The following is a 13,613-nucleotide window of genomic DNA, read 5'->3' on the forward strand; positions in this document are numbered from 1 at the left end:
GCCCCCATATTCGCCGAGTCCTAGGAATACAACAGCCGCAAGTCGTCGTGCAACGAAGCCTTGACTTTGCGGGTGTACTCGTCGAACAACACCTCTTCGACCCCGTTCTCGACTGCCCGCAGCACCGCCTGTGCCACATCGGCGGGGTCGCTCTTGGCTCGCTCCAGTCCCTTCGTCATGTCGGTGTCGATCGAGTCGGCGTGAACGGCCACGACCAAGGTGTTCTGCTGGCGAAGCTGCTGACGCAACGCGTTGGTCATGGACCAGGCCGCCGCCTTGGATGCCGCGTAGGCGCTGATCTGCGGCACGGTCACCCAGGAAAGTACCGACAAGATGTTGATCAATGCGCCTCCTCCGTTCGAGGAGAGCACAGGCGCGAACGACTGCGCCATGGCCAGCGGGCCAAGGTAGTTGACCTCCATGTCCCCACGCGCGTGCTCCAGGGGCACTGTGAGGGGCCGACCAGCTGTGGCGACGCCCGCGTTGTTGACGATGACGTTGACGTCCAGCAGCCGCGCGGCCGCGGCGGCGACCGCCACGTGATCGGTGACGTCGAGTTCGACCGGGACAACTTGGTCGGCGGTAACCGTTGCCGCGTTTCGCGCGCACGCATACACTTTCGCCGCGCCACGCTCGAGTAACGCACGGGTGAATGCGTGCCCGAGTCCTCGGTTCGCTCCGGTCACCAACGCGACGGAGCCTTCGACCTTCACAGATCCCCCCATGGTCAATTCGGTCAAGCGCTATACGATCCCGTGGTCTCGTCATTGACGTCTCTGGAGCGAACCCCTTGACCGAGAACCCACTCCGTTACGGAGTCTACCTTCCGCCCTTCGGTCCGCTAGGCGACCCGAAAGCGCTCGTCGAACTGGCGGTACGTGCCGAGGCCGCCGGTTGGGACGGGGTGTTCCTCTGGGATCACGTGGTCACCGACGCCATGCCGATCGCCGACCCATGGACCACCTTGGGTGCCATCGCGCAGGCCACCGAACGCGTGCTGCTTGGTCCGACCGTCACTCCCCTGCCTCGGCGCCGCCCATGGGTGGTCGCGCGGCACGCCTCAACGGTGAGCCGCCTGTCGGGCGGTCGTCTCGTACTCGGTGTCGGCCTGGGCTCGGACGAGACCGGTGACTTCAGCCGGTTCGGCGAGACCGTCGACCCACGTACCCGCTCGGCCATGCTCGACGAGGGCATCGAGGTGATCCAAGCCCTTTGGGAGGGGCGGGCCTACCAGCACCAAGGCACGCACTATCAGGTCACTCTCGACCAGACCGCACCGGAACCGCACCGCCTGCCGGTCTGGGTGGCGAGTTCCACAGGCAACCCGCACGTCATCCGCCGCGCGGCGGGCTGCGATGGCATCTTCCCCAACCCGGACGACGGTGCCATCACGCCCGACGACGTCGCTGGTGTCCTCGACGCGGTGCGTCGTGCCGGAGTGCCCGCGGACCGCCCGTACGACGTCGCCGTGCGCGGCAACGCGAGCCCGGCCTGGCAGGAACCGATCAAGGTCGACCTGGCGGGACTTGCCCAGGCGGGTATGACTTGGTGGATGGAATCACTTATCCACTTCGACCCGCTGGAACTGTCCATGGAAGTTGTCGACGCAGGCCCACCCCGCGTGTGACCCGCGCGAGAATCGACGTACGAACACTGACGACTCTGGGGAGACACGATGGGGGATGGTCGGGAACTGTCGGCGGCGAAGCAAGCGTTGCTGGCGCGGTGGCGGTCCGGTCAGGTGCCGGCCGCGCCGGTCGAGATCACGCCAGGCCCACCGCCTGACGGCCCCGTCCGGGCCTCGATCCAGCAGAAGGAACTCTGGGACCTGTACGACCTGGCTCCCGGGAGCAGCAGTTCCAACATCTCCTACGCCGCCACCGTGAACTCCGACGTGGACGCCGGCGCCCTGGCCACTGCGATCGACCAACTCTCCCTGCGCCACGAGACGCTACGGACCACGATCACCTTCGACGGATTGGCATGGCAGCACATCCATGACCAACCGCGGCCCGAACTCGAGACCGTCGATCTTTCGTCACTCCCGCCCGGCGAGGCGCTCGCCGAGGCGCACCGAATGGCCAATGCCTTGGCCCAGCAGGGGTTCCACATCACAACGCCCCCGCTGGTCCGAGTCGTGCTGTACCGACTCGGACCCGGCCGGCACCTGATCGCGGTGGTCGCCAACCACGCGGTCGCCGACGGATGGTCATTGGCCATCGCGATGAAGGAGACCACCCAGATCTACGACGCCTTGCTCTCCGCGAAGACGCCCGATCTGGCCCCGTTGCCCGTGCAGTACCGCGACTACGCGCGCTGGCAGTGGCAATGGATGGACAGCGAAGAGGCACTGCGGCACGCCCACTACTGGGAGAAGGTCCTCCGGCCCGTCTCCGCGACCCGACTGCCGACCGACTTCCCTCGGGGCGCGAACCGCGACCTGCGGGCCGGGTTGGCACAGATGGCGCTGTCGCCCGAATTGTCAGCGGCCGTGCGTCGCCTGGCGCAGGCCGAGCAGGTGTCGTTGTTCACCGTCCTGTTCACCGCGTTCGCCGTGCTTGTCCGGGAGCGGACCGGGGATCCCCTCGTCAGCGTGGGAACCCCGGCAGTCAGCAGGCCACATCCGCAGACCCTCCCCTTGATCGGGTTCTTCGCCAGCGTGGTGCCGCTGTGCACGGTCATCGAGGACGGCGACACGTTCCACAGGCTGTTGCACAGGGTCCGGGACGTCGCGTCCGACGCGATGACACACCAGGACTTCGCCCTGCCCATGTACCTCAATCGCGTGGAGGTGGATCGCGATTTCGCCCACCATCCGCTCTACACGGCGATGTTCGTCCTCCAGCCACCGATGCCGGCGTTCGAACTCGCGGGCGCGCCGCTCAAACCAGTCAACTTGGACCGCGGCGAGATGTTCAGCAACTTCGCCGTACACCTGTGGAACACCGAACCCGCCATCCACGGAACGATCGGATACTCGACTTCCGCATTTCGCCGCTCGACCATCGACGAAATCATCGACCGCTACCTCGACATCCTTCACCACGCCACCGCCGACCCCGCCCGGTTGGTCGTTCACCTGTAGCACCTGCTGATGCGGCCCGTCACCGCCCACTCCGCCAGGGCAGACACTGAGGACTCACGTCGACACGGTCTTGCCTTGAATCGCCCGCCGGTGGCATGCTTGAGTTCATGAATAGTGTGGGGGATCTGATTGATACCATCGATTTAACCGGCTGGCGCTCCAACGCGGACGAAAAGATTGCCCGTCAGCTGGTTGACTCATTTCAGCGCATCGGTTTCGCATATGTCACCGGGCATGGTGTTCCCGACGAGACTGTCGAGCGTGCCTTCGACGCCTCCCGACAGTTTTTCCACCAAGACCCGGCCCAACTGGACACCGTGCACTACCGCCACGCGAACAAGTACCACGGGTTCGTGCCCAGGGGTGCGACCCCAGGTATTGGGTCGTTTCACGAAATGTACGACTTGGGCTTGGACATCCCCACCACCTACCGAGGCCCTGGTGCTGTCATGCGCACCACCCCCAACCTCTGGCCTGAGAACCTCCCGATGTTTCGCCCGGCTGTCGAGCGTTACCAGGGCGCGATGCGTGACCTCGCCGACTCGATCCTCGCCGCCCTCGCAGTCGGCCTCGGTCTGCCCGCCGACTTCTTCAGGATCCGCTGTGCGGAACCGCACGCGCAGATGCGACTGCTGCACTACCTGCCGTTCGCCGCGGACTCAGCGGACAGGTTCAGCGTCGGCCGGCACTGTGACTACGAGACTGTAACCATCCTCGCCCAGGATGACGTGGGCGGCCTTCAGGTATCTGGCCCGGACGGGCAATGGATCAATGTCCCGCCGCTCGACGGCACGTTCGTCCTCAACGCCGGCGACATGTTGACCAGATGGACCAACGGGCTGCTCCCTGCCACCCCGCACCGTGTCCTTTCCCCCACTGACACGGAACGGTTCTCGGTCGCGTTCTTCTACGCCACCAGCTATGACGTAGTAGTTGAACCAGCACTGCCACCGGCCGATCCCGATGGTCCCCAGTATGAACCTATTACTACTGGCGCCTACATGTGGCAACGCTTTACCGAAGAAGGCATTTGACTTCTCGATCAGGGAGTCACGTTACCAGCGGTCCCAGCCGGGTAGCCCCGGCTGGGCCAGAAACGTCTGATACCCGAACAACCATGACACACGATCCGCTGTGGAGCGATTGGTACGGGCGCCGCCCCGGTCGGCGGGGATGTCAGATGCCGTCCTCGGTAAACCGCTTCTCCATGTACGCTCCGGTAGTTATCGGCGCGTACTCCTGCGCCTCGTCGGTCATCGGCTCACCGATCGGTTCGATGAGCACGTCGTAGCTGGTGCCGTAGAAGAACGCCACCGAGTAGCGCTCCTCGGTCCTGGGCGTCAGCACCCTGTGCGGCGTCGCCGGCATCCGTCCGTTGGTCCAGAAGGTGAGCATGTCCCCAGCGTTGATCACGAACGCGCCCTCGATCGGCGGGACGTTGATCCACTGCTCGTCCGGGCCACACACCTGCAGACCGCCCACATTGTCCTGGGCGAGGATGGTCACCGCCTCGTAGTCGCTGTGCCGCCCGACGCTCAGCGCGTCGTCCGGCGCGTCGTGACGCGGAAGATAGTGCAGCAGCCGCATCTGCGCGTGCGGCTCGGCACATCGGATCGTGAAGAAATCCGTCGGCAGCCCCAGGCCCGTCGATATCGCGCCGAGGATCTCGTCGCAGAGAGCCCGCATCGCGACTTGGTAGCGTTGGACGGCCGGCTTGAAGCCGGGTAGGTCCGTCGGCCACAAGTTGGGCACTCGACGCATGAACGCGCCGGGACCCTCATATGTGGTCGCGATCTCCATGCCGGTGTCGTAAATCTCGTGGAACGAGCCGGTTCCTGGAATCACGCCAGCGGGAACATAGCCGTGATAGTTGCTCGCATGACGGTAGTGCAAGGCATCGAGAGCCTCGGCGTCCTGGTGGAACAACTGCCGCGAGGCGTCGAATACCCCCGCGACCGTGTCACCGGGCACGCCGTGCCCAGTGACATAGGCGAAGCCGGTGCGCTGAAAAGACTCGACGAGGCGGAGTGCGGTCGCCTCGTCGGCGTTCGTACGCCACGCAGCCAAATCGATGACGTCGATAGTTTCCCCCGCAGCAACGTTCATGAGATCCAAGCATGCCAGCGCGGGCAATTCAAAGCAAGGGATGCCGCTACGGACCGTCTCTTGTGGATCAGCCTGTCCACATGGGGTCGTGAATTGCCGTCCTGCCCGTACGATCACGGTCATGGCTGAATACGTCACAGTGATCGGTCTCGGTTATGTCGGCCTCCCGGTGGCGGTGTCCCTCGCCGGAGCCGGGGTCCGGGTGGCCGGGGTCGACACGAACCCGGTGGTACGGAACGCCGTCCAGGCCCGCCAGGCACCCTTCTTCGAACCCGGCCTCACCGAGGCGTTACGCGCTCTCCCGGAGGGCATGCTTACCGTCGCCGCAGCACCGCCGGCCACTCGGCCACCGCGCGCGATCGTCATCTGCGTCGGTACCCCAACAGATCCTGACACGCTCCAGCCCGACCTCACACACCTGCAGGCCGCTGTGGATGTCGGGGCCTCGCACATGGGCGACAACACCTTGGTCGTCGTCCGCAGCACAGTGCCGGTCGGCACCTGCCGACAACTTGTCCTGCCGAGGCTGCGCGCGCAGGTCGCCAACCCGATGCTCGCGTTCTGTCCGGAACGGCTGATCCAGGGCACCGCACTGGCCGAAATCCGGAGCCTCCCCCAGATCGTCGGGCCGCTCGACGAGCGGTCCCTGGCCGCCGCGGACGATCTCCACGCCACCCTGACCGACAAGCGGGTATCCGTGTCCTCGTTGGAGACGGCCGAGATGATCAAGCTTGTCGGCAACGCCCACACGGACCTGATCTACGGCTTCGGCAACGAGGTCGCGCTGATGGCCACGGCCCTCGGTCTGGATGCCGGCGAGGTCATCCGCTCGGCCAACACCGGCTACCCGCGACCGGACATCTCGCTTCCCGGATATGTCGGTGGCAGCTGTCTGACCAAGGACCCTTATCTTCTGATGTACTCGGCCTCCTCTGCCGGATACTCGCCTCCGATGGTCGCCGCGGCAAGGCAACTCAACGAAGAAGTTCCCGTACTGGCCGTCGGACGATTCACTCGGCAACTGGCCGAACTGTCGAACCGGCCGTTCACCGAATCGAAGATCCTGGTGTGCGGCATGGCCTACAAAGGGCGGCCGGAGACCGATGACGTCCGCGGCGCCGCCAGCACCACGGTCGCGCGACTGCTCGGCGGAAACGTGAAGACGCTGGCAGGGCATGATTTCCTGGTCCCCGACCACGTAGTGCGCGGGCTCGGGTTCGAACCAGCGGGACTTGAGGGCGGCCTGCATGACGCTGACGGCGCCCTCTTGCTGGTAGACCACCCTCGCTACCGAGACATCACCGCCGATCAGGTCCGTGCGCTGATGCGTGGACCACGCCTCATACTGGACATGTGGGGTATCGCTGAGGACGCGCTCGCCGACGAGGACGGCATCACCTATGTGAGGTACGGCCGTGGCTGACCGGATACTCGTCACCGGTGGGGGCGGGTTCGTCGGCTACCACCTGGCCCAACGGCTGCTCAGCGACGGCGCGGAGGTCGTGATCCTCGACGATTTCTCCCGCAGCCGGCCCGACCGGGACTTCGACCGTCTGCGAAAGCACGTCCAAGTGGTCGAACACGACCTGCGCCTCGCCATCCCCGCCGCCCTCCTGCCCGGCGACTTCGACGGGGTGTACCACCTCGCCGCCGTCGTAGGGGTCCAACGCACGATCGACAACCCGGTCAATGTGTTGCGTACCAACGTCTTGTCCACCCTGAACCTGCTCGACTGGTGTTTGGCAAGTCCGCCGGGCATGCTGTTCTTCAGTTCCACCAGTGAGGTCGCGGACGGCGCGGTGACAGCGGGCTTGACCGAACTGCCCGCGCCGGAACAGGTACCCTATGTGGCGACGGAACCTTGGTCGCCCAGGACATCGTACTCGCTCAGTAAGGTAACCGGCGAGCTGTTGGTGACGCAGTGCGCCAAGGACTTCCCGGTTCGCATCGGCCGCTACCACAACGTCTACGGGCCCCGAATGGGCAATTCACATGTCATCCCCCAGTTCCTGCGACGGGCGCTCGACGGCGTGGATCCCTTCCCGATCTATGGCGCGAACCAGACCCGCGCGTTCTGCTACGTGGACGACGCCGTGTCCGCCACCGTCGCGGTGGCCAGGTCCGCGCCCGCGAAAGTGGTCGCCAACATCGGCAACGACACCCAGGAGATCACCGCCAGGGACCTCGCGGCCCATATTTTCACCGTCGCTGGAGTCCAGCCGCGGGTGGAGATCTTCGGCCCACCGCCGGGTTCGCCCGATCGGCGACTGCCGGACCTGACCACCCTGAGGACGTTGACCGGTTACCAACCTCGGGTCAATCTGGCCGAGGGCCTGAGGATGACATACGAGTGGTATGCCCAGTGACCGAGTTTGGGTATTTCGGCGTGTGATCGGAGCATCCAGCGGGATGACACTGGCTGGATCATGGTTCGGTGGCCGCTGATCGAGGCTCTGGTGTGGCCGGTGGTCATTGAGTCGCTCCCGCGTACGCGGGGATCGTTCTACCGTTGTGGGTGCCGAAAACCACGTTGTACCGCTTCAAAATAGAATTCAGGTCAGTGGCCAGCAGGAGTACCAAACAGGTTCAGGCTGCTCGTCGGTACTCGTTGATCACACCACCCAGTACCCGATGGCGCCGGATCGCCGAATCCAGGGCCGTGACGGAAGGCCGATCCACGTCATCAGGTGCCCGCTGTGCCCGCGACTGGTGAGGTCGGTGACCGTTGTAGTGGTCGACGTAGTCGGCAAGGAAGACGGCGGCGTGGCGCTCGTTGTAGATCAGCAATTGAATCGTGCCTGCCCCCGACGGAGAGGCCACCGAGCCTCCGGTCGTCGTCGGTCAGTTCGGCGACCAGGGCGGCCACCGGCAGGTGGGGGCGTCGCAGCAGCCGCGCCACCGCCACCCGCAACGCGATCGGCAAGCCCGAGCACAGCCTGGCCAACGCGATCGACGCTGCCGGATCGGCATCGACGCGCCCGTCGCCGCAGTGCCGCCGCAGCAGTTCCACAGCGTCGTCGTCGGCCAGCGGTTCCAGTTCGACCGGCATGGCGCCGTCCAATTCCAGTTCCACGAGTCGGCCATTGCTGGTCGCGACGACGACACTGCCGCCCGAATTGGGGAGAAAGGGACGCACATGGGCGGGCTCAGTGACATCGTCCAGCATCACCACGCAGCGGCGCGTGGAGATCGTCGACCGATACAAGTTGGTCCGAGCCGCCAACGACGTGGGAATGGTCGACTCCGCCACTCCCAACGATCGCAGAACGTCCGCCAACCCGTCTCCCACGGCGGTACCGTCCGGCGTGCGCAGCGCCGCGAAATCGACATACAGCCGGCCATCCGGGAAATGCTCGCGCTGCCGCGCCACCCACGTGTACACCATCGCGCTCTTGCCAACGCCGACCAGCCCGGTAACCACCGCGAGCTGGGAATCCACGCCCGGTCGTCGCGGCACCAACTGATCCAGCAGCGCCAACTCGTCGACCCGGTTCACAAAGGCCGGATTTGGCCGAGGAACCTGGTCGGGGTCATCCACACGCACCATCCACGCCCCACACATCCCGCCGTCGGTGACAGGAAGACAACGCTACGCCATCCACCGCATAGTTTCTCGGCACGTCGCACATCACCGACGACAACGGGACCCCACCCACCCGGACAGCTACTGTTCCCGAATGAACACCACAGGACCATGGTGGGGCACACCGGTCGTCACTTTCGCCGGGGTGCTGCTGACGCTGTTCTCCACAATGTGGATCACCTACAGGACCAAACGCAGGGAGACCGCGTTCCGGTGGGTCGAGGCCAAGAAGCAGCTCTACATCAGCTTCACGCAATCCTGCCACGACCTGCGGCGCCTTGCGGTGTGGACCGCCGCCGAGACCGAGCCGCACACGGCGCTGGCCGCGATCCGCCTGCTGACCGTCGAATTCGAGATCATCGCTCCGCCTCGTGTCACCGAGCACGCGGCCGCGACCCTCCTCGCCGCCGAACGACTCGCCGACCACATTGTCACGATCCGCGCAGAGAGCAGGCCCGGCCCAGGCAACACGATCGCCGAACGGTTCCGCGAACCCCACACACAGATCGAGCAGGAGCTGTCCGTCACCATGCGCGAGTTCGTCGCCACCGCCCGCGCCGACCTCGATGTCAAGTCACGGTTCGCACCGTTGACCGCTGGTACTGAGTGACCACGGAGGGTGGCCCCGAATATGTCCAGACAAAGCCAACGTCAAGAAGCTCGACGACGACAACGCGATCGCCTACAGCACCGTCAACGCCATCGCCGGCGGATGACCCGACCGGCCGCGGGCTTGACACTCGTGGCGATCCGGGCTGGAGCCCGCGTCGTTCCAGGTTAGGGCAGGTATTACGGTGCGGGTATGACGTCGTCCGGGCCCTGGCAGGTGTCTGCGCCGGCTGGTTCGGTTCCGGGTGCGGTGCTGACCTTGGTCGTGACCGGCCGACCCAAGGCGCGCTCACCGTTCGGCAAGCCCACGATCGGTGCGGCCGTCCTCATCGCATGCGTCCGCCAGACCGGCAAGCCGGGCTCCCATGGAGCGGTGGACGACGGTCGGCATTCCTCCTGTCCGGAGGAAAACGCCCGATCCTCATCGCTCGCCGCTCCCAACGGTTTCCCCACCGCAGCACAGCTTGATCTGAGTGTGCACACATCAGTGCACGATCCTGTCTCGATGACGGGCGCGACCCCGTGAGAACACCGTGGGTGCGGGTTCCGGTCGGTATCCACGCGGACCGCTGGAGCACGATCGCCGCCGCTCGAAACATTCTCTTCGTCACGCACACCATGGCCTCGGCCAACCGGCTCATGGACCTGCTCGACATTTTCGACTCCGACCACCGGGTGCAGATCGTCCACACCTGCCCCGACACCGCGGGCATCCCCGCCGGAGTGACCGAGTACTTCACTGACCGCGGCCTTGTCGCCATACCCTGGTCGCAAGCCGTCCAGACCCCATGGGACCTGGTGATCACCGCGAACACCAGCGGCGGCCTGCACGACTTGCACGGGCCGATCATCATCATCTCACACGGAATCGGATACACTAAGAACATAAATCGGGAATCGGGAATCGGGAATCGGGAATCGGGAATCGGGAATCGGGAATCGGGAATCGGGAATCGGGAATCGGGAATCGGGAATCGGGAATCGGTCTACGGCCTGTCCGCGGAATCTCTCATCTCCGGCGGGCGCGTCATCGCAGACGTGCTCGTGCTGTCACACGGGGAACAGCTCGACCGTCTCGCCACGGTGCTGCCGTCCGCCGTGGATCACGCGGTGGTGGCCGGCGATCCACGTTTCGACCGCATTCTGGCCTCGCTGGGAGAGCGGTCCCGATACCGGGCGGCCCTCGGTGTCGCGCAGCAGGACACGTTGGTCGTCGTGTCGTCGACGTGGTGGCAGCGGTCGCTTTTCGGTTCCTGGCCGGACCTGCTGCGGCAACTGCTGGCGGAGTTGCCGGTCGACCGCTACCGAGTGGCCGCGGTCCTGCACCCGCACATCTGGTTCGGTCACGGTCCCGCTCAGGTCCGGTCGTGGCTGGCCGCGTGCCTGCGCGCCGGCCTGATCCTGGTCCCGCCGCAGGAAGGGTGGGCAGCGACGCTCATCGCGGCCGACGTCGTAGTCGGAGACCACGGCGCGGTCACGACGTACGGGGCGTCGATCAACAAACCGGTATTGCTCGCCACGTTCCCCACCGACGATGTGGCCGAGTACACGGCCGTCCACGCGCTGGGCGCGGTCGCTCCCCTGCTGGACCGCGATCGTTCGCTCCTTGACCAGGTCGACGAGACGATCGCGGGGTTTGTCCCTGCCCGCCACCAACAGCTGACCGCGCTGGTCAGTGCTGTTCCGGGCAAGTCGGCAGCGACGCTGCGCGAGCTCTGCTACCGCATGCTCGGGTTGCCCGAGCCGTTCGGGCCGGTTCCGGTCCCCCTGCTCCCCCTGCCTGACGCGGCCGGCACCCGAGGCGGCATGGCTGCCCGCGTGTCCGGCACCGTGCGCGACGACGGCGTGGTCCACCTGTCCCGGCATCCCGCCGACGCGCTCATCGGCCGGGCCACCGCACGTCCCCGGCTTGTCGACGCGCACCTCGTGGCGGCCGCCGACCATCCACTGCCCGTCGTTCGCGGCAACGCGGACATCATCTTCCGGCGGGGCCACGACGTCCAGTGGCTCGATGACGCCTTCACCTGGCATCCCGTCAGCGCGATGGCCGCCCTGGTCCCCTCCGACGACATCTGCCTGATCCGGATGAAGGACGGGAGGACGGTCGAGTGCCGGGTGGCAGGCCAGGATCCACTCATCGCCACCTCTGCCCTGTACGTGTGGCACTCGTACCGGAACGGACAGACCCCGGATTCCCTGCGCGTCCAGACCGACGCAGGTCCGCCCCACACACTTTCGATCACGAGACGGACCTGACCAGTTATTGCTCTTCGTCCGGCTCGCCAAGATCCCTGCGCAGGTCCCGAAGCCGGTCCAGGTCGTCCTGCTCGGGCGCGATGTCGACGATGACCTCCAACGCCTCCATCTCACCTCGCGCGGACCTGTCCAACCGGAACAGGTCCGCTGCACGACGTGCCGTGGCCAGGGCCGCCGTGTCCCCGAGCCGGGCAAGGATCTTGCCCAGAACGAGCAACGACTTGGCGAGGTTGTCGCGCTCGTCCGTGCCCTCGAAGAACTCGACCGCGTGTCGCGCGGGCTGCAGACCGTCGATGTCCTGCTCGGCGTCGAATGCCGTCCTGGCACGCTGCAGCCACAGCAGGGCGAACATGCGCGGGCGCAGGTGTTCGGGGACATCCCGCGCGGCCACCTTCCACGACGCGTCGAACTTGCGCATCGCGGCGTCGAAGTTCCCCCTCTTCGTCTCGATCTTGCCCTCCCACTCCAGTGCGCTCTGCGCTCCGGTCGCGTCACCCGCCTCGACAGCCGACCGGTAGGACTCGGAAAACGCCTCCCCCGCCTGATCCAGATCCCCGACACCGAACAGAGCGGAGCCCAGTTGGGACGCCATCCTCATCCGTACCCGCGGATCGCCGAGCTGTGTGGCGGCTTCGAGACCGACGCGGTGGCTGGTGATCCACTCCTCGTAGTGGCCGTGCAGGTGGTACACACCCCACAGCGCCTCGCACATCTGCCAGACCACGTCCGCCAACTGGAACCGCTCAGCCGAGGTCACCACCGCCAAGAGGTTGCCCCGGCGTTCCTCCAGCCAGTCCAGAGCAGCCTCCCGAGTGACCACCGTCGGGTCGGGTGCGAGGTAACCGGGCCCGATCCGCGGCCGGTCGGACAGAACACGATCGCGGCTGATCGTCTGCTCGACATACCAGCGCACCACTCGCTCAACCACAACCGAATGCTCCGCGAACGGCTCGTCCGCCTCCGCGCGATCACGGGCGTGCCAATGAGCCACGTCGTGGAACTCGAACACATCCGCGCTCACCCGCGTCAACAACTGCGCGGCGGCAAGCGCCGCAAGCAGCGTCCTGACATCGTGCTGCGACTGATCCAGCATCACCGCCGCCGCGTCCACGAACACCGTCGCCCCGGGATACAGCCCAACCACCAGCCGGTACGCCCGAGCCTGCGCCTCGGGCAGGCCCACGTACGCACGATCGAAACTGTCCCGGACGTACTCCTGCGTCTCCGGGTCCAACGCGCCGAGGCCCCGGCGGGCCAGGTCCCGGATCAGCTCGGCGACCTCCCACTCAGGCGTACTCGCGATCTGCGCGGCGGTCGCCCGGATCGCCAACGGATAACCACCGCACACCCGCGCGACCGACCCCGGAGCAACCCGCGCCGCACTGAACCACCCACCACCCAGCACCCGCTCGAACAACTCCAGCCCAAACCGTTCCTCCAGCGGATCGACCGCCTTGGACTCGAATCCCATCAGGTCCAGCCGGCGAATACGGGACCGCGAGATCACCACGACCGCGGACGTCGGCGAGTTCAGGAGGAAATGCTCGACTTGCGCCGCACTGGACACCTCTTCGAGAACCACCAGAAAACGCTTCCCGTGCGTCCGGGTCCGGAACAGATTCTTGCGCGACTCAATCGACGACGGCAGGTCTCCGCGCCGCACACCAAGGTCGGCCAGCACATCGCCAAGCGCCTCGGACACCAGTGCGTCACCGCCAGAGACAGCGTCCCCCAACGGAATCCGCAACGCCCCAGCCGAGAACCACTCAGCCATCCGTCTGTACCACTCCTGCACCACACTACGCACGCCGACACCAGCAGGACCGTGCAAGGCCAAACACGCCGGACGACCAACCGCCGAGGCCGCCGCCAACCGTTCACCCATCCAGGCCAACAACGGCGTGCGGTCAACGAACTCCGCAGGCGGCAGCGGCAACTGCTGCATCACCGTCATCCGATCCCTCCCCGATCCGC

General features: G+C 66.0%; 12 protein-coding genes. 8 read left to right on the top strand and 4 right to left on the bottom strand.

Annotated features, from left to right (window positions below; translation table 11 throughout):
- Positions 1-20: 20 nt before the first annotated feature.
- Positions 21-713 carry an SDR family oxidoreductase gene (locus EV192_RS08945; protein ID WP_132113330.1) on the bottom strand — a complete coding sequence of 231 codons (693 nt, stop codon included), beginning with the start codon at positions 711-713 and terminating at the stop codon, positions 21-23.
- Positions 714-790: 77 nt separating this feature from the next.
- On the opposite strand from EV192_RS08945, the gene EV192_RS08950 reads away from it, so the two are divergent.
- The 3 genes from EV192_RS08950 to EV192_RS08960 all read left to right on the top strand — a co-directional run bounded on the left by EV192_RS08950 (position 791) and on the right by EV192_RS08960 (position 4,119).
- Positions 791-1,627, top strand: coding sequence for an LLM class flavin-dependent oxidoreductase (locus EV192_RS08950; RefSeq protein ID WP_243726735.1), 837 nt, complete (start codon positions 791-793; stop codon positions 1,625-1,627).
- A 48-nt stretch (positions 1,628-1,675) separates the two neighbouring features.
- Entirely contained in the window at positions 1,676-3,085 is a 1,410-nt protein-coding gene (locus EV192_RS08955; protein WP_132113334.1) for a condensation domain-containing protein, read from the top strand.
- Between the two features lie 95 nt (positions 3,086-3,180).
- Positions 3,181-4,119 (top strand): isopenicillin N synthase family dioxygenase, encoded by a 939-nt coding sequence (locus EV192_RS08960; RefSeq protein ID WP_132113336.1) that lies wholly within the window; start codon positions 3,181-3,183, stop codon positions 4,117-4,119.
- A 142-nt stretch (positions 4,120-4,261) separates the two neighbouring features.
- Here the strand turns inward: EV192_RS08960 and EV192_RS08965 are convergent, their stop codons facing one another.
- On the bottom strand, positions 4,262-5,314 hold the full coding sequence (locus EV192_RS08965) for an isopenicillin N synthase family dioxygenase (protein ID WP_132113338.1): 1,053 nt from the start codon (positions 5,312-5,314) through the stop codon (positions 4,262-4,264).
- On the opposite strand from EV192_RS08965, the gene EV192_RS08970 reads away from it, so the two are divergent.
- Both EV192_RS08970 and EV192_RS08975 read left to right on the top strand, forming a co-directional pair.
- Entirely contained in the window at positions 5,313-6,614 is a 1,302-nt protein-coding gene (locus EV192_RS08970) for a nucleotide sugar dehydrogenase (protein ID WP_132113340.1), read from the top strand. The two genes, EV192_RS08965 and EV192_RS08970, sit on opposite strands and share 2 nt — an antisense overlap.
- Positions 6,607-7,557, top strand: coding sequence for an NAD-dependent epimerase/dehydratase family protein (locus EV192_RS08975; RefSeq protein ID WP_132113342.1), 951 nt, complete (start codon positions 6,607-6,609; stop codon positions 7,555-7,557). The genes EV192_RS08970 and EV192_RS08975 overlap by 8 nt, the downstream gene beginning before the upstream one ends.
- Before the next feature lie 317 nt (positions 7,558-7,874).
- Here EV192_RS08975 and EV192_RS08990 read toward each other — a convergent pair whose 3' ends face one another.
- On the bottom strand, positions 7,875-8,729 hold the full coding sequence (locus EV192_RS08990) for an NB-ARC domain-containing protein (RefSeq protein WP_165960297.1): 855 nt from the start codon (positions 8,727-8,729) through the stop codon (positions 7,875-7,877).
- A gap of 139 nt (positions 8,730-8,868) precedes the next feature.
- Between EV192_RS08990 and EV192_RS08995 the strand changes: the two genes are divergently transcribed.
- From EV192_RS08995 to EV192_RS09005, 3 genes are all read left to right on the top strand, one after another.
- Positions 8,869-9,384: a hypothetical protein gene (locus EV192_RS08995; protein WP_132113348.1), complete on the top strand. Its 516-nt coding sequence runs from the start codon at positions 8,869-8,871 to the stop codon at positions 9,382-9,384.
- Between the two features lie 249 nt (positions 9,385-9,633).
- Positions 9,634-9,909 carry a hypothetical protein gene (locus EV192_RS09000; RefSeq protein ID WP_132113350.1) on the top strand — a complete coding sequence of 92 codons (276 nt, stop codon included), beginning with the start codon at positions 9,634-9,636 and terminating at the stop codon, positions 9,907-9,909.
- Between the two features lie 11 nt (positions 9,910-9,920).
- Complete coding sequence (locus EV192_RS09005) at positions 9,921-11,639, top strand: hypothetical protein (RefSeq protein WP_132113352.1); 1,719 nt, start codon at positions 9,921-9,923, stop codon at positions 11,637-11,639.
- A 4-nt stretch (positions 11,640-11,643) separates the two neighbouring features.
- On the opposite strand, the gene EV192_RS09010 is transcribed toward EV192_RS09005, so the two are convergent.
- On the bottom strand, positions 11,644-13,593 hold the full coding sequence (locus EV192_RS09010; protein ID WP_132113354.1) for a hypothetical protein: 1,950 nt from the start codon (positions 13,591-13,593) through the stop codon (positions 11,644-11,646).
- Positions 13,594-13,613: the final 20 nt, after the last annotated feature.

This window comes from Actinocrispum wychmicini (assembly GCF_004345645.1).
Lineage (GTDB): Bacteria > Actinomycetota > Actinomycetes > Mycobacteriales > Pseudonocardiaceae > Kibdelosporangium > Kibdelosporangium wychmicini.